This is a genomic window from Pseudaestuariivita atlantica (genome assembly GCF_001205715.1).
Taxonomy (GTDB): domain Bacteria; phylum Pseudomonadota; class Alphaproteobacteria; order Rhodobacterales; family Rhodobacteraceae; genus Pseudaestuariivita; species Pseudaestuariivita atlantica.
Map to the genome: position 1 here is coordinate 38,348 of NZ_AQQZ01000004.1, position 15,583 is coordinate 53,930.

At 65.8% G+C, this 15,583-nt stretch carries 15 protein-coding genes; 5 read left to right on the top strand and 10 right to left on the bottom strand.

Going from position 1 to position 15,583, the window contains the following annotated elements; genetic code table 11:
* Window position 1: 1 nt before the first annotated feature.
* The 7 genes from ATO11_RS09630 to ATO11_RS09660 all read right to left on the bottom strand — a co-directional run bounded on the left by ATO11_RS09630 (window position 2) and on the right by ATO11_RS09660 (window position 7,223).
* A complete protein-coding gene (locus ATO11_RS09630; RefSeq protein ID WP_050530665.1) occupies window positions 2-625 on the bottom strand; it encodes a LysE family translocator in 624 nt (207 codons plus the stop codon).
* Complete coding sequence (locus tag ATO11_RS09635) at window positions 615-1,505, bottom strand: homocysteine S-methyltransferase family protein (protein WP_050530666.1); 891 nt, start codon at window positions 1,503-1,505, stop codon at window positions 615-617. Before ATO11_RS09635 ends, ATO11_RS09630 begins: the two co-directional genes overlap by 11 nt.
* Before the next feature lie 85 nt (window positions 1,506-1,590).
* Window positions 1,591-4,041, bottom strand: coding sequence for a GcvT family protein (locus ATO11_RS09640; RefSeq protein WP_050530667.1), 2,451 nt, complete (start codon window positions 4,039-4,041; stop codon window positions 1,591-1,593).
* Between the two features lie 157 nt (window positions 4,042-4,198).
* A complete protein-coding gene (locus tag ATO11_RS09645; RefSeq protein WP_082176242.1) occupies window positions 4,199-4,825 on the bottom strand; it encodes a LysE family translocator in 627 nt (208 codons plus the stop codon).
* A gap of 9 nt (window positions 4,826-4,834) precedes the next feature.
* Entirely contained in the window at window positions 4,835-5,407 is a 573-nt protein-coding gene (locus ATO11_RS09650; RefSeq protein ID WP_050530668.1) for a helix-turn-helix domain-containing protein, read from the bottom strand.
* A gap of 212 nt (window positions 5,408-5,619) precedes the next feature.
* Window positions 5,620-6,075, bottom strand: a complete 456-nt coding sequence (locus ATO11_RS09655) for a GAF domain-containing protein (protein WP_050530669.1) — start codon at window positions 6,073-6,075, stop codon at window positions 5,620-5,622.
* Complete coding sequence (locus tag ATO11_RS09660) at window positions 6,072-7,223, bottom strand: thiolase family protein (protein ID WP_050530670.1); 1,152 nt, start codon at window positions 7,221-7,223, stop codon at window positions 6,072-6,074. The genes ATO11_RS09655 and ATO11_RS09660 overlap by 4 nt, the downstream gene beginning before the upstream one ends.
* 78 nt (window positions 7,224-7,301) lie before the next feature.
* Between ATO11_RS09660 and ATO11_RS09665 the strand changes: the two genes are divergently transcribed.
* From ATO11_RS09665 to ATO11_RS09675, 3 genes are all read left to right on the top strand, one after another.
* Entirely contained in the window at window positions 7,302-7,637 is a 336-nt protein-coding gene (locus tag ATO11_RS09665) for an STAS domain-containing protein (RefSeq protein ID WP_050531084.1), read from the top strand.
* A 7-nt stretch (window positions 7,638-7,644) separates the two neighbouring features.
* Entirely contained in the window at window positions 7,645-8,085 is a 441-nt protein-coding gene (locus ATO11_RS09670; RefSeq protein ID WP_050530671.1) for an ATP-binding protein, read from the top strand.
* Window positions 8,086-8,403: 318 nt separating this feature from the next.
* Window positions 8,404-9,978: a gamma-glutamyltransferase family protein gene (locus ATO11_RS09675; RefSeq protein WP_050530672.1), complete on the top strand. Its 1,575-nt coding sequence runs from the start codon at window positions 8,404-8,406 to the stop codon at window positions 9,976-9,978.
* Window positions 9,979-10,020: 42 nt separating this feature from the next.
* On the opposite strand, the gene hspQ is transcribed toward ATO11_RS09675, so the two are convergent.
* The gene (gene hspQ / locus ATO11_RS09680; protein ID WP_050530673.1) at window positions 10,021-10,347 is read right to left on the bottom strand and encodes a heat shock protein HspQ; all 327 of its coding nucleotides are present in this window, start codon (window positions 10,345-10,347) and stop codon (window positions 10,021-10,023) included.
* A gap of 80 nt (window positions 10,348-10,427) precedes the next feature.
* Between hspQ and ATO11_RS09685 the strand changes: the two genes are divergently transcribed.
* Both ATO11_RS09685 and ATO11_RS09690 read left to right on the top strand, forming a co-directional pair.
* Window positions 10,428-11,309 (top strand): AEC family transporter, encoded by an 882-nt coding sequence (locus ATO11_RS09685; RefSeq protein WP_050530674.1) that lies wholly within the window; start codon window positions 10,428-10,430, stop codon window positions 11,307-11,309.
* Between the two features lie 81 nt (window positions 11,310-11,390).
* Window positions 11,391-11,981 carry a transglycosylase SLT domain-containing protein gene (locus ATO11_RS09690; RefSeq protein WP_050531085.1) on the top strand — a complete coding sequence of 197 codons (591 nt, stop codon included), beginning with the start codon at window positions 11,391-11,393 and terminating at the stop codon, window positions 11,979-11,981.
* A 6-nt stretch (window positions 11,982-11,987) separates the two neighbouring features.
* On the opposite strand, the gene ATO11_RS09695 is transcribed toward ATO11_RS09690, so the two are convergent.
* Entirely contained in the window at window positions 11,988-12,572 is a 585-nt protein-coding gene (locus tag ATO11_RS09695) for a LolA family protein (protein ID WP_050531086.1), read from the bottom strand.
* Window positions 12,573-12,669: 97 nt separating this feature from the next.
* Window positions 12,670-15,579, bottom strand: coding sequence for a DNA translocase FtsK (locus ATO11_RS09700; protein WP_050530675.1), 2,910 nt, complete (start codon window positions 15,577-15,579; stop codon window positions 12,670-12,672).
* Between the last annotated feature and the right edge of the window lie 4 nt (window positions 15,580-15,583).

Sequence of the window (15,583 nt, forward strand, 5' to 3'; positions counted from 1 at the left end):
CTTATCCCCTTTCGATCTCGATATCTTTCAAGGCCAGGAACCCGGCCGCGAGCAGCATCAGCGTCCCGCTCACCCGCGTCAGCCACGGGCCATTCAACAGATCCATCCGCTCGCTCAGCTTCCTCGCGCTCCACGCCCAGAACACAAGCTGCACGAAGTCGAACATCAGGTACGTCACCCCCAGCAGCAACAACTGCGGCAGAATCGGATCGCCCGCCGTGATGAATTGCGGGAACAAGGCGGCAAAGAACATGATCGGCCACGGGTTCACCATCGAGTTGACGAAGCCCTGCCAGACCAGCCTCCGCCCCGGCACCACCTCCGCCTGCACCCGCCCCGGCTTCGACAACAGCGTCGTCAGCCCAAGGTAGGCAAGGTAGGCCACCCCCGCCCACTTCACCGCACCCAGCACCCAGCCCGCCTGCGCCACCAGCGCGGCAAGCCCGAAGGCCGCGATCGTCATCTGCACTGCGTTGGCGCTCAAATCGCCCAGAATAGTCAGCCGCGTGCCGCGCTTCCCGTGCCGCACGGTGTTCGACATGACGAGGAATTCCGTCGCATCCGGCGGCCCCACGAAGAAAGCCACCAGCGTCAGCAGGTAAAGGGTATAGACCTCACCCAGCACCCACCGTCTCCCTCTTGAACTCCGCCGCCAGCGCCGCGATATGCGCCGGCCCCACCTCGCAACAGCCACCGATCAGCGTGGCGCCCTCCCGCACCCAGTCCTGCGCATGCGCAAGATAGGTCTCGGGGTCGAGGTCCCTGCGGGCCGTCAACAAATCCACCGTCGCCAGCGTGTCGTTGAATTCCGCCTCGATCCCCTCGAACCCGTTGGCATAGGCCCCGAACGGCACGCCCAGCTTGGCCAGCTCCCGGACCCCGTGCCGCACCGCCTCGGGCCGCGAGCAATTGATCAACACCGCTTCCGGCGCGAACTCGCGCAACAGGGGCGCCACGTCGGTCACCATCTCGCCCGACCGCAACCTCCGCCCGTCAGCATCGTCCACCGTCAGGGCCAGCCAGACGGGCTTGCCCGTCACCCCGGCCCCCATCAGCCCGCCCCTCGCCTGATCGACCGAGGCCATGGTCTCCAGCAAATGCACATCCACGTATTCCGCCTGCATCCGCGCCAGCCGGGCATAGACCTCCGCCGCCTCCTCCGCCGGCGGTGCCTTGTCCGGCTGGTAGGAAAACCCCTGCGGCCCAAGGCTGCCCGCGACGATCCCCGAACCATGCGCATCCCGCGCCGCCACGGCCAATGCACAGGCCCTCCGCATCAACGGCTCCAGCCGGTCACCATAGCCCTTGGGTTCCAGCCGGTCCGGCAACACCGAATAGGAATTCGTCGTCGCGACATCCGCGCCCGCGGCAAAGAACTCGTCATGCACCACCCGCACCATGTCCGGCGCATCCATCAGCGCCTTCAGCGACCACAGGTCCGTGGCCTCACCCGCACGCCGGATCAGCTCCTGCCCCATGCCGCCATCAAGAATGGTGATCGTCATCTTCTTCGGTTCCCAAATACCTCGGGGGGGATGAGGGGGGCAGCGCCCCCCAGGGGTGGGTGGGCGGGAGCCCACCCAGCCAAACTCATGCACGCAGCCGCGCGTTCTCCGGATCCCAGATCGGACCGTCCGGCTGCACCACGGCGCGGCATTTCTGGCCGTAGATATCCACTTCCAGCTCCGTGCCCGGCTCCGCCAGTTCCGGCGCGACCATTCCCAGCGCGACGGATGCTCCCACGCGGTACCCCCAAGCACCCGACGTGGTCTCGCCCACGATCTTGCCGTCCGCCCAGACCGTCGACATGTACGGCGCATCCGCCCCGTTCGCGTCCACGATCATCGACACAAATGCCTTCTTGCGCCCCTGCTGCTTCTCGTTCTGGATCGCGGCCTTGCCGGGGAAATCCTGCGGCTTGTCGAGCTTCACGAACCGCTCCAGCCCGCCTTCCAGCAGGGAGTAATCGGTCGACAGATCGCCCTTCCACGCCCGGTACCCCTTCTCGATCCGCATCGAGTTCAGCGCGTACATTCCGAACGGCACCGCACCCGCATCCAGCACCGCATCGTACAGCGCCGGGATATGCTCCATCCGCGCATGGATCTCCCAACCCAATTCCCCGGCAAAGGACACCCGCGCCAGCTTGCAGGGCTTGCCCGCGACGATCGCCTCCTGATGCGTCAGCCAGCCCAGCGACAGGTCCGCATCGGTGCCGATCTGTACGAACAGGTCCCGGCTCTTGGGACCGGTCACGATCAGGGTCGAAAACTCCTTGGTGCGGTCGGTCAGCGTCAGGCCGTCCGGCAACACGCGGTCCAGCACCTCGAAATCGTGCCACTGGGCCGAGGCGGCGGTGATCAGGGTAAAGGCATCCTCGCCCCGCCGGATCACGCTCATCTCGGTCAGGATGCGGCCCCGGTCGTCGGCGAAATAGGCGAGGTTCATCCGTCCCACCTTGGGCAGCGCACCCGCGATGCGGCCCCGCAGGAACTCCGCCGCGCCTTCGCCTTCCAGATCGAACCGCGAGAAGCCCGGCAGGTCCAGCACGCCGACGCCGTCGCGCACGGCCTCCACCTCTTCGCGGATGCGCGGCTCCCACGGGCCCTCGCGGCCCCATGTCTCCGTCGCCTCCAGCGAGGTATCGTCCCCGTCCTTCGCAAACCAGTTGGCCCGCTCCCAACCGTTATAGGCGCCCATCTGGCCACCCATCTCCCGCACCTTGGCATCGACCGGAGACAGCTTCCGGTCCCGCCCGGCCGGCCATTCCTTCTGCGGGAAATGCATGCCGTATTCGTGGCCGTAGATCTCCATCGCCTTGTCGATGCAGTACTGCTGGTCGGTGTAATCGGTGTACCGCCGCGGATCGACGGCCCACATGTCCCACTCGGTCTGGCCCTCGGTGATCCACTCGGCCAGCACCTTGCCCGCGCCACCGCCTTGCGTGATCCCGAAGGTGAACACACAGGCCTCGAACGCGTTCGGCACACCGGGCATCGGCCCGATCAGCGGCAGCCCGTCCGGCGCATAGGGGATCGGCCCGTTGATGTTGCGGCCCACGCCGCCTTCACCCAGCAGCGGCACCCGCGCCATCGCATCCTCAATATACCACTCCAGCCGCTCCAGGTCGTCGGGGTACAGCTGGAACGAGAAATCCTCGGGCATCGGATCGTCAGGCGTGATCCAGTGCGCCTTGCAGTTGCGCTCGTAGGGGCCAAGGTTCAGCCCGTACTTCTCCTGCCGCAGGTAATACGACGAATCCACGTCGCGCAGCAGCGGCAGCTTGCGCTTGCCCGTGCCCTCGCACCATTCCTTGATCGCGGGGATCTCCTCGGTCAGGAAATACTGGTGGCTCATCACCGCCATCGGCACGGTCCGCCCGCCATAGGGCTTGAACCACTCGCCCACGCGCTGCGCATAGTACCCGGCCGCGTTCACCACGTATTCACAGCGAATGTCGCCCTTGGGCGTGTGCACGATCCACTCGCCATTCTCGCGGGAAACACCGGTCGCGGGGCAGAACCGCTCGATCCGGGCACCCATGTTGCGCGCGCCCTTGGCCAGCGCCTGCGTCAACTGCGCGGGGTCGATATCGCCGTCGTCGGGGTCGTACATGCCGCCCACAAGATCGTGGGTCTCAAGGAAGGGATAGATCTCCTGCATCTCGGCATTGGTCATCATCTTCAGGTCCATGCCCTGATAGATGCCCATCGAACACGCCCGCTCGAACTCCTGCATCCGCTCCTTCGAATGCGCCAGCCGGATCGAGCCCGTGACGTGATAGTTCATCGGGTAATCGACCTCGTCGGCAAGGCCGCGATAGAGCTCCAGCGAATAGCGCTGCATGTTCATCACCGCCCACGAGGTCGAGAACGACGGGCAGTTCCCCGCCGCGTGCCACGTCGACCCTGCGGTCAGCTCGTTCTTCTCCAGCAACACGCAGTCAGACCACCCCGCCTTTGCCAGGTGATAGAGGCTCGACGCCCCTACCGCGCCACCGCCGATGATGACCACGCGGGCCGTTGTCGGAAAATCGCTCATCCCATGTTCTCCAGTGTTCGCTACCAAAGCGGTGCCAGCATCGCATCCGGGGCAAGCCATACGGCCCACAACCCCAGTGCAACCGCACCGAAAAATCCAATCCCAAGCGCCCGAAAGCGCACACTCTTCGCCTGCGTCAGGTTCCCGACAAACGCGCTCATTCCAGCACCAGCCGCGCAGCAAGCCCGCCGAACAGAACCGCTGTCACCTTGTTCAGGAACCGCACCCGCGCCCGCAGCGCATCGGCGAACAACCCCGCCGCCGTCCCAAGACACAGCGCGAAGATCGTGCCGAAGAACAGGAAAATCGCGCCCAGCACCGCGATCTGCATCCAGACCGGGCCAATGGCCGGGTCGGTGAATTGCGGGATGAAGGCAAAGATGAAAAGCGCCGTCTTGGGGTTCAGCACGTTCGTCACGAATCCCCGCCGCACCGCCGCCCACGGGCCGGGGGCCGCGCGGCCTTCGCCCAACTTGCCGTCATCGCGCCACGCCTGCACCGCCAGCCATAGCAGGTAGGCCGCGCCCGCATAGCGGATCACGTCATACGAGGCCGGATAGGCCAAAAGCAGCGCCGACACCCCCGCCGCCGCCAGCGCCACGTGCACGGCCACGCCGATGCACACGCCGATCCCCGCCGCCATGCCGATGCGCGGCCCGCCCGCGATCCCGCTGGCCGAGATAAAGACGAAATCCGCCCCCGGCGTGAAGTTCAACAGCAGCCCGGCACCGATGAACGCGACCAGAACCGCCGGATCGAACCCTGTCAGAACCTCCCACATCATTCGCGTCCCTCAGTAGACGGGCGGCGCGATCACCCAGATCGCGACGGCAGGTTGGTCATAGGGGTTGGCCCAGCGATAGCTCTCTCCGCGAATGCGGAAACTGTCACCCGCCTCGATGATGAAGGCGTCGTCACCGATCCACAGGTCCAGCGTGCCGCTGACAAGGTAGGCCACCTCCTGCGTCGGACGCGTGACCGCCTCGGTCATCTCGGCCCCCGGCTGGAACACGGAATGCACCATCTCGAAATCGTCGGTCAGATCGGGCGACAGCAGTTCCTCGACCAGCCCGTCCGCCGCGCCGATCTTGCGCCGCGCTCCGCTACGCACCACGCGGCCCGCCTCGGCCACCGGCCCGCCCGATTGCCCGAACAGGATCGACACCGACACGTCGAAGATCTTCGCAAGGTCCCGCAGGTCGCCGATCGACGGGGCCGAGATGTCGCGCTCCACCTGGCTCACCCATCCGACCGAGCGGTTCAGCGCGTCGGCCATGTCCTGCAATGTCAGACCACGCGCCTTGCGCAGGGCGCGAATATCCGCCCCCAGCGACCGCCCGCTGATCCGCTCCTGCAACACCGCCATCGACTCCGCGCGTGAAAAATCTCTTCCGTTTTTCACGATGCGAATGTGGCGTGAAAAATCAAGAAGAATTTTCACACGCGGGTTTGGCCGAGAGAAATTTCGTGAAGGTCGGCCCGTTAGGGCGTCGTTACTTGTTTCCTGCCGTCAGGTTGGTCCCTTGATCGAGGCCGAACTGCTCATTTTCTAGGGCGAAATGAGCAAATTGAGCAGAATCACCGCGCAAACGTCGCGTCGAGGATGGCCGCCAGCCCCTCGGCATCTTCGGCGTCAAACGCGGCCGGTTGATCGCTGTCGATGTCCAGAACCGCGATCAGATCGCCGCCCTTGTTGCGCACCGGAAGCACGATTTCCGACCGGGTCGACGAGGCGCAGGCGATATGCCCCGGAAAGGCATCCACGTCGTCCACCAACTGCACTTCACCCGTCCGCGCGGCGGCGCCGCACACACCCCGGCTGAAGGGGATCACAAGGCAGCCATGCCCGCCCTGGTACGGCCCGATCTTCATCAATTCCGGCTCTGTGACGCGATAAAACCCTGTCCAGTCAAAGCGTTGGTCGCTGTGGTGGATCTCGCAGGCCAGCGTCGCCATCAGTGCGACCTCGTCCGTTTCACCCTCTGTCAGCGCCGCGATCTGCTTGGCGAGGTCGCCGTAATCGACGCGGCTCACGGGCGTTCGATGGCGATGGCCGTGCCCTCGCCCCCGCCGATGCAGATCGCCGCCACGCCTCGCTTCAGGCCGCGTTTTTCCATGGCATTCAAAAGGGTAACGATGATCCGCGCACCGCTGGCGCCAATCGGGTGGCCCAAGGCGCAGGCCCCGCCATTCACGTTCACCCTGTCCCGCGACAGGCCCAGCTCGTGCATGAAGGCCATGGGCACCACGGCAAAGGCTTCGTTCACCTCCCAAAGGTCCACGTCGCCGACGCTCCAACCCACCGTATCCAATAGCTTTTTCGCCGCTGGCACCGGGGCTGTCGTGAACCATCCCGGCGCTTGCGCGTGGCTGGCATAGCCCCGGATCCACGCACGCACCGGCCCGTCCGTGCCCAGCACCAGCGCCGCCGCCCCGTCCGAGATCGACGAGGCATTCGCCGCCGTCACCGTCCCGTCCTTGCGAAAGGCGGGTTTCAGTTGCGGGATCTTGTCAGGCCGTGCGCTGGCGGGCTGTTCATCGGCCGACACCACGACTTCCCCCTTGCGGGTTTTCACCGTGAAATCAACGATTTCTCCGTCGAACGCCCCGTCTTCCTGCGCCTTCAGGGCGTTGGACAAAGAGGTCAGCGCATACTCGTCCTGCGCCTCGCGGGTGTACTGGAACTTCTCGGCGCAATCCTCGGCAAAGGTGCCCATCAGGCGGCCCTTGTCATAGGCGTCTTCCAGCCCGTCGAGGAACATGTGGTCGATCACCTGCGTGTGCCCGATCCGTGCCCCTCCACGCATTTTCGGCAGCAAATACGGGGCGTTGGACATGCTCTCCATCCCGCCCGCGACGACGGTTCCGGCCCGGCCCAGCCGCAACTGGTCACACGCTGACATCACCGCCTGCATCCCCGATCCGCACATCTTGTTGAGCGTCGTGGCGGGCACCTCTTCGCCCAGCCCGGCGGCAAACCCCGCCTGCCGCGCCGGCGCCTGCCCTTGCCCTGCGGGCAGCACGCACCCCATCACCACCTCGTCCACCGTCCGGACACCCGCATGCGCCATCGCGCCCCTGATCGCGGTACCGCCCAGTTCGGCGGCAGGCACGCCGTCGAACACGCCCTGAAAGCCACCCATCGCGGTGCGCGCCGCACCGAGGATTGCCACGTCTGTCATCACACTTCTCCGGTGAACTTCTTGGTAACGAATGGCCGCTATGCCTGCACAGGAATGACAGGCCTGCAAGAGGACACCATGAAACTTTCCAGCACAATGCAGGGTGACGCCCAGATCATCGTCGCGCAGGAACCACGGATCGACGCGGCGGTCGCGATCCAGTTCAAGGACCGGATGAAGGCGGAAACCGAACAGGGCGAGGGCCGGGTCATCCTTGACCTCAGCCGCGTGGAATTCATCGATTCCAGCGGGTTAGGCGCAATCGTCGCCGCCATGAAGCAGATCTCGGGCCAGCGCCGGATGGAGCTCGCGGGCCTGACCGAAACGGTGCAGAAGGTGTTCCGGCTTACCCGCATGGACACGATCTTTGCCATTCACCCCACGGTCGAGGATGCCTTGGGCAAGCAGGTGTGACGGCACCATGGACGGACCAAGCCCACCGGCGGACCTGAACGTCCGCCTGACCAGCGACAACCTCAGCATCCGCAGCGCCCTTGGTGAAGTCATCGCCGCGCTCAAGGCGCGCCGGGTCGACCCGGACGCGCTCGGATCGGTGGAAATCGTGCTGGCCGAAGCGCTCAACAACGTGGCCGAACATGCCTATGCCATGCGCGGCGACGGCCTGATCGAAATCAACGGCCACGTGATGCCGGGCCAGCTGCAATTCGACATCGTGGACGAAGGCGCACCCATGCCGATGGGGGATGCCCCCGAAGGATGCGCCGCGAACCTCGACGTGCCGCTTGGCGACATGCCCGAAGGCGGGTTCGGCTGGTTCCTGATCCGCCAGATGACCGAGGACCTGACCTATCTGCGCTCGAACGGCCGCAACCATCTGAGCCTGACACTCGCCGTCATATAGTCGGTTCTCCAGCCGAAGAGTGCCGATCCCGGCACCGAAGGACGTGGCCCGCAAGCCGCGTCCTTTTCCGTTGCGCCATGCGCCACACGGCCCGCCACGCGCCCCGCGAAATCGGGTTGCCGCAAAATGGTCCGATTTGCTCCCAAGTGCCGTCCCAAAGACTCGTCATACCTGATCGGGTAGCTGCATATGGCTTCCCTCGGCGCCGTGCGTTAACAGCCCCCACCCAGTGTGCGGCGTCGAGGTTCTAACCCCCCCTTCCATTGGCAATCGGCGCGGCGCGACCTAGGGTCACGCGGACTGAGAAGAGGGAACCCAATGCGCGACTTTCACCTGCCCGGCCGTTCGACCGTATATGCCGATAACGGCATGTGCGCGGCCTCGCATCCACTCGCGGCCTCCGTCGCCATCGACATCCTGAAACGCGGCGGCAACGCCATGGACGCGGCGATCGCGGGCGCGCTTGTCCTTGGCTATTGCGAACCGGCGATGACCGGGATCGGCGGCGACTGCTTCGCGCTGTGGTCGCCCGCCGGATCGGGCGAGGTCAGGGCGCTGAACGGATCGGGCCGCGCGCCCGCCGCCGCCTCCGCCGCGGCCCTGCGCGAGGCCGGACACGCCACCGTCCCGCTGGAAGATCCCGCCGCCGTCACCATCCCCGGCGCGATCGACGCCTTCTGCCACCTTGCCGAAACCGAGGGCAAGCTGGGCCTCGACGCGATCCTCGCCCCCGCCATCCACTACGCCGAACACGGCGTACCGGTCGCGCCCCGCGTCGCGTTCGACTTTGCACAGGACGGGCCGAAACTCACCAAGCACGGACAATCGCACCTCAACGCCGGCGTCCTCTACACCCTCGGTGAAAGGTTCCGCCTGCCGGGCCAGGCCGAGGTCCTGCGCCGCGTTGCCCGCGACGGGCGCGACGCGTTTTATACCGGCGAAGTCGCCGACGACATGGTCAGCACGCTCAAACGGCTGGGCGGCGTGCACACGGCAGAGGATTTCTCCGCCAACGCCCCCACCCCGACGGACCCCGTCAGCGGCATGTACAAGGGCGTGGAACTGCTGGAACATCCGCCCAACGGCCAAGGCGCCACGGCGATCCTGATGCTGAACATGATGGCGCAGATGGACCTTGCCTCGCTCGACCCGTTCGGCGCCGAACGGGTGCATCTGGAGGCCGAGATTTCCAAGCTCGCCTACGACGCCCGCAACCGCATCCTCGCCGATGCCGACCACACCACCCGCCTGCAGGACATGCTGTCCCCGGATTTCGCGGCGCGTCTGGTGGCGCTGATCTCTCCCGACAAGGTGATCGACCGGCCCGCCGCCGTGGCCGAGGCCGTGCACAAGGACACGATCACGCTCAGCGTCGTGGACCGCGACCGCATGTCGGTGGCGATGATCTACTCGATCTTCCACGGCTTCGGGTCCGGCATCGCGTCGGACAAGTTCGGCATCCTGTTCCAGAACCGCGGCGCGGGCTTCACCCTGGCCGAAGGCCACCCGAACGAGATGGCCGGCGGGAAACGGCCGATGCACACGATCATCCCAGGCATGTTGCGCGTTAACGGACAAGTCACCATGCCGTTTGGCGTGATGGGCGGGCAGTACCAGCCCGCAGGCCACGCGCGGCTGGTCAGCAACCTCGTCGACCACGGGATGGACCTGCAGGCCGCCATCGACGCGCCGCGCAGCTTTGCCGACCCCGAGGCGCTGATGCTCGAACGCGGCTATGGCGAGGACGTGCGCGCCGGGCTGACCGCCCTTGGCCACAAGATCGACACCCCCGCCGTGCCCATCGGGGGCGCGCAGGCGATCCGCATCCGCGCCGATGGCGTGCTTGAAGGCGGATCGGATCCGCGCAAGGACGGCATCGCGCTTGGCTACTGAACCGCGGACGGGATGGGTGGCGTCACCCGTCCCGCAATGGGCTCAATTCATCTGGAAATGAAGGGGATAGGAGCCATCCTGGAACGGTCCGAACAGGTCGGGAATGTCGGGATGGTCAACCGGCTGGCCGGAATAGTCGGCGACAAGGTTCTGCTCGGACACGTAGGCCACGTAAAAGCTCTGATCGTTCTCGGCCAGCAGGTGGTAGAACGGCTGCTCCTTCGCCGGGCGCGAATCCTCGGGGATGGCTTCGTACCATTCCTCGGTGTTGTTGAACTCGGGATCGACGTCAAAGATCACACCGCGAAACGGATGCTTCTTGTGGCGGACAACCTGTCCAAGGTGATATTTCGCGCGAGTGTGGTGCATATCTTGGCCCTACCCAAAGGGTTTAGCGCGTTCAACCCACGTTTGTCCACGTTCGCGACCCGGATGGAAAGAAACAGTCTGTGAACCTTGTTACGACAGTTCTCGAGATCGTCGCCCCGGTTTTCATTCTTGCCGGACTAGGTTTCGCATGGGTGCGGCTGGGGTTCGAATACCGGGTGGAGTTCGTCACGCGGCTGGGAATGACGCTGGCGGTGCCGTGCCTTGTCTTCGTCGCGCTGATGGAAACGACGCTGCCCGCCGGGGCCGTTTCGGGGGCCGCGCTGGCGGCGCTGGCGGCCCATGGCGGCGTGACGGTGGCCAGTTTCGTGATCGTGCGGGTGATGCGGCTTGAGCTGCGGACATATCTTGCGCCGCTGATCTTCGGCAATACCGGCAACCTTGGCCTGCCGCTGGCGCTGTTCGCCTTCGGGGCCGAGGGGCTGTCCTATGCCGTGATCGTCTTCGCGGTCACCAGCTTCCTCAGTTTCACCTTCGGCCTGTGGCTCGTATCGGGCGGCGGGTCGCTGCGCCGGGTCGTGCAGGAGCCGCTGGTGGCGGCGACGGTGCTGGGCGCGATCTTCCTGTGGCAGGGCTGGCAGACGCCGCGTTTCCTGACCAACGCAATCGACCTGATCGGGCAGATGGCGATCCCCTTGATGCTCATCACGCTGGGTGTCGCGGTTGCGCGCCTGTCGCCGGGCCGGGTCGGCCGGGCGGTGCTGCTCACGGTGCTGAAATTCGTGGTCTGCGCCTCGGTCGCGTGGGGCACGGCCGTCCTGTTCGGGCTGGGGCCCGTGGCGGCGGCGGTCCTCATCATGCAGATGTCGACGCCCGTGGCGGTCACCTCGTACCTGCTGGCGGAAAAATACGGCGCGCAATCGGACGCGGTGGCGGGGCTTGTCGTCGTGTCGACCGTGATGTCGGTCGGCACGCTCCCGCTGCTTCTGGCGTTTCTCGTCTGACCGCACCACCGATTGTGATTTCGCCACCGCGCCGGATCGGGTATACTCGGCCTCAACGATAAGAAACGAATGGTGAGGCAGATGCGCAGAGTTTTCCGCGCGATGGTGCTTGTTTTACTGACCGCGTCCTGTGGCGGGGCGAAGTATTCCGCGCCGCGCAACCTCGACAACGCGTGCAGCATTCTCAAGCAGCGTCCGCACTACATCAAGGCGTTCCGCGCGACCGAACGCCGCTGGGGCGTGCCCGTCGCCGTGCAGATGGCCACGATCTACCAGGAGAGCAAGTTCATCGGCGATGCGCGCACACCGCTGCGCTACACGCTCGGCGTCATCCCCATGGGGCGGCAAAGCTCGGCCTTCGGATACGCGCAGGCGCTGGACGCGACGTGGAAGGAATACCAGCGCGAAACCAACAACCGCTCGGCCAAGCGTGACGACATCCGCGACGCGACCGATTTCATGGGCTGGTACATGAACAAGACGCGCAACCGCAACGGCGTGCGCCTGTCGGATGCCCGCAACCAGTACCTCGCCTATCACGAGGGCCATACCGGGTTCTCGCGCGGCACTTACAACGGCAAGCCGTGGCTGGTGCGCATCGCGGACGAGGTCGGCGCGCGCGCCACGACCTATGACGTGCAACTGGCGTCGTGCCGGGCGGCGCGGCGGTAGAACGCCTTACTGGTTCAGCAGCGCCTGGATGTTGAACAGGCCGTTCGGGAGCGAGGCGGAACGGTCCATCTCACCAAGGATCACCGTGGTGCTGGACCCGTCATCGCTGTTGACGACCCATTGCCGCAACTCGATCGGGTTGTCAGTGAACTTCAGCTGGATGTTGCCGTAATCGGGGTTGTCGGGGTCCTGCGCCGTGATGATCGTGGCCGTCCCGTCATAGCTGTGCCCGGTCACCATCCGCGCGCGCGTCAGGTCGACGTTGCGGGCAAGGATGATCGACAGGGGCGTGCGCTTCAGCGGGTACCGGTCCGGCCCGATATTCGACTTCTTGTCGAAGATCGCCACCTCGCCGCCGCCCACGACAACCAGCGTCTGTTCGGGCGGGTCGTATTCGAACCGCATCCGCCCCGGACGGCGGATCATTAGCGTCCCGGTCGAGATGGACCCGTCCGAGTTGATCTGCGTGATCACACCCTTCGCGCGCTGCAGGTCGTTGAGGTACTTAGACACGGCCGCAAGCGACAGTTTCTCGGCCGCGGCGGGCAGGGCCAGCGCGAGCCATGTGACGGGAACCAATAGAAATCTCATCTTCATGGCCAGATAACTAACCTGTGCGGCGCGACGTTTCACCCCTGCCACGCATTTGTGAAAAGGCGGTGCGCAATCTTCTGCCCATTCCCACGGGTCACGCCTGTTCCGGCACAAGAATCTCGCGCTTGCCCACGTGGTTGGCCGACGACACCAGTCCCTCGTCCTCCATCTGCTCCACCAGCCGGGCGGCCTTGTTGTAGCCGATGCCCAGCTTGCGCTGGATATAGCTGGTCGAACACTTGCGGTCGGTGATGACGATCTGCACCGCCTGGTCGTACAGCGCATCCTCGCCATTCGTGTTGCCGCCCGTGTTCAGGCCCAGCACCGCATCGATGTTGTCGGCCTTGTCGTCCTCTGGCCCGCTGACCACGCCCGACACGTAATCGGGCGGCCCGAACGCCTTGAGGTGGTTGACGATCTCTTCAACCTCTTCGTCGCTGACGAAGGGCGCGTGGCAGCGCGTGATCTTGCCGCCACCAGCCATGTAAAGCATGTCGCCCATGCCCAGAAGCTGTTCGGCCCCCATTTCGCCAAGGATGGTGCGGCTGTCGATCTTGGAGGTCACCTGGAACGAGATCCGGGTGGGGAAGTTCGCCTTGATCGTGCCGGTGATCACGTCCACGGACGGGCGCTGCGTCGCCATGATCAGGTGGATGCCCGACGCCCGCGCCATCTGTGCCAGACGCTGGATGCAGGCCTCGATCTCCTTGCCCGCAACCATCATCAGGTCGGCCATCTCGTCGACGATAACGACGATGAAGGGCATCTTTTCGGGCATGATTTCTTCGGTCTCGAACACGGGTTCACCCGTCTCGTCGTCGAACCCCGTCTGCACCGTGCGGGAGAACGTCTCCCCCTTTGACAGCGCATCCGCCACGCGGCTGTTGTAGCCGTCGATGTTGCGCACGCCCATCTTGGACATCTTGCGATAGCGTTCCTCCATCTCGCCCACGACCCATTTCAGGGCCACCACGGCCTTCTTGGGATCGGTCACGACGGGCGACAGAAGGTGCGGGATGCCGTCATAGACGCTCAGTTCCAGCATCTTGGGGTCGATCATGATGAGCCGGCAATCATCCGGCGTCAGCTTATACAGGAGCGACATGATCATCGTGTTGATCGCCACCGACTTGCCCGACCCGGTCGTCCCCGCGATCAGGAGGTGGGGCATCTTGGCAAGGTTCGACACGACGTGGTCGCCGCCGATATCCTTGCCCAGCACCAGCGGCAGCTTGTGCGCGCCGTCGCCGTAATCGCGGCCAGACAGGATTTCGCGGAAATTCACCATCTCGCGCTGTTCGTTGGGCAATTCGATCCCGATGACCGACCGGCCCGGCACCGTGCTGACCCGTGCCGACAGGGCCGACATCGACCGCGCGATGTCGTCGGCCAGCCCGATCACGCGCGAGGCCTTGAGGCCCGGCGCGGGTTCAAGCTCGTACATGGTGACGACGGGGCCGGGGCGGACGCTCACGATCTCGCCCTTCACGCCGTAATCGTCCAGCACCGATTCCAGCATCCGCGCATTGGCTTCCAGCGCCTCGTCCGACAGCTGATGACGCTTCACGAGGTCCGGGCTCGACAACAGCGACAGGGGCGGCAGTTCGTAGGCCGCCGCGCGGTCTTCGAAGGCAAGCTGCGGCTGCGCCTCGGCGCGGGCGCGTTTCGATTGCGGCACCGATTTACGGGCCTGCTGGACCACCTTGCGCGCCTCGGGCTGCGCTTCGGCGACACGGGCCGCCGGGCGGAACACCGGTGCTGCGGGCGGCATGTCTTCGACCAGTTCGCTTTCCGGCAGGGGCGGCAGGTTGATCGCCACGGGTGCGGCGGCGGGTGCTTCGACCTCGGCCGGGATCGACGGTGCCTGAACGGCAGTCAAGGGCGGCTCGGGCGGCAATTCGACGGGGTGGGACGTATCGAGCAACAGCGGATCGGGCCCCCGGCCCCGCCCCTTGGTCAGGGGTGCGGCGCTTTCGAACTGCACGGCGGGGTTGGCGCGCGCACGGGACTTGATCGCATCGGTGATGCGCGCCTTCACGCGGTCTTCTTCCTGCGGCTCGGCGACAGGCGCGGCGGTCAGGGGCGGTTCCGCCCGGCGTCCGATCAGCGGCACGCGCGACAGGAACCCGGCTTTCTGTTCCTCGGCGGGCGCGGCCTCTTCGACCGGTTCGATCATCGGTTCATCGACCAGCGACGGCTCTTCCACGCGGTGCACGCGGGGGGCGGCGGGAATGGCGGCTTCGGCGGCTGCGATCTCGGCCGCCTCGGCGGCCATCGCCTCGGCCTGCGCGCGGCGTTCGGCGGCGCGTTCGGCCTGCCGGGCCTGCAAGCCCTGTGCCGCGCGCACCGTTTCCGACGCGCCCCGACCCAGAACGGCGAGGATCGCGGCATAGGTCACGATCAGCCCGACCAGCAGGAACCGCGCGGCGCGGCGCAACTCGGCAAAGGTGGTGCCCGCGACAAAGGCCAGCGCGATCACGGTCATCACGCCCAGCGCCAGCGACAGGAGTTTCAGGCCCGTCGCCGCGCCGAAGGGCAGCATCACCAGAAGCGTGCCCAGAACGGTATCGCCGAAGAGGCCACCCAGCCCGAAATTGTGCGTCCACGACGGCCCCGGCACCAGCGTCGCGGCATAGATCGCCGCAAGCGCGATGGCGATGGGCGCGAAAACCAGCCGCCACAAGGCGCGCTCGGCCCCGACATGCAGGGCGAACCGCAGGCCCCACGCGCACAGGATGAACGCCGCGGCCCAGCTTCCCCAGCCGACGATCATGAAGAACGGCGCGGCCAGCGAGGCCCCCGTGCGGCCCATCCAGTTCTGGACCGGCGCATCGGTGGCCGACAGCCAGCTGGGATCGTCCGGCGTGTAGGACGCGATCATCGCCGCCGCCATCAGGCCAAGGATGAACAGCGCGATCCCGATCAGCTCCTTCCCACGCTTCTCGATCGAGGCCTGTGTGGTGCTGTCAAAGAGCGGGTCGCGTCCTCGTGCCTGGTATGCCATCACT

Bases quoted from the DNA above. Each gene is read 5' to 3' on its own strand.
- ATO11_RS09635 (WP_050530666.1), bottom strand. From the start codon at position 1,505: ATGACGATCACCATTCTTGATGGCGGCATGGGGCAGGAGCTGATCCGG.
- ATO11_RS09640 (WP_050530667.1), bottom strand. From the start codon at position 4,041: ATGAGCGATTTTCCGACAACGGCCCGCGTGGTCATCATCGGCGGTGGC.
- ATO11_RS09645 (WP_082176242.1), bottom strand. From the start codon at position 4,825: ATGATGTGGGAGGTTCTGACAGGGTTCGATCCGGCGGTTCTGGTCGCG.
- ATO11_RS09650 (WP_050530668.1), bottom strand. From the start codon at position 5,407: ATGGCGGTGTTGCAGGAGCGGATCAGCGGGCGGTCGCTGGGGGCGGAT.
- ATO11_RS09660 (WP_050530670.1), bottom strand. From the start codon at position 7,223: ATGACAGACGTGGCAATCCTCGGTGCGGCGCGCACCGCGATGGGTGGC.
- ATO11_RS09665 (WP_050531084.1), top strand. From the start codon at position 7,302: ATGAAACTTTCCAGCACAATGCAGGGTGACGCCCAGATCATCGTCGCG.
- ATO11_RS09670 (WP_050530671.1), top strand. From the start codon at position 7,645: ATGGACGGACCAAGCCCACCGGCGGACCTGAACGTCCGCCTGACCAGC.
- ATO11_RS09675 (WP_050530672.1), top strand. From the start codon at position 8,404: ATGCGCGACTTTCACCTGCCCGGCCGTTCGACCGTATATGCCGATAAC.
- hspQ (WP_050530673.1), bottom strand. From the start codon at position 10,347: ATGCACCACACTCGCGCGAAATATCACCTTGGACAGGTTGTCCGCCAC.
- ATO11_RS09690 (WP_050531085.1), top strand. From the start codon at position 11,391: ATGCGCAGAGTTTTCCGCGCGATGGTGCTTGTTTTACTGACCGCGTCC.
- ATO11_RS09695 (WP_050531086.1), bottom strand. From the start codon at position 12,572: ATGAGATTTCTATTGGTTCCCGTCACATGGCTCGCGCTGGCCCTGCCC.
- ATO11_RS09700 (WP_050530675.1), bottom strand. From the start codon at position 15,579: ATGGCATACCAGGCACGAGGACGCGACCCGCTCTTTGACAGCACCACA.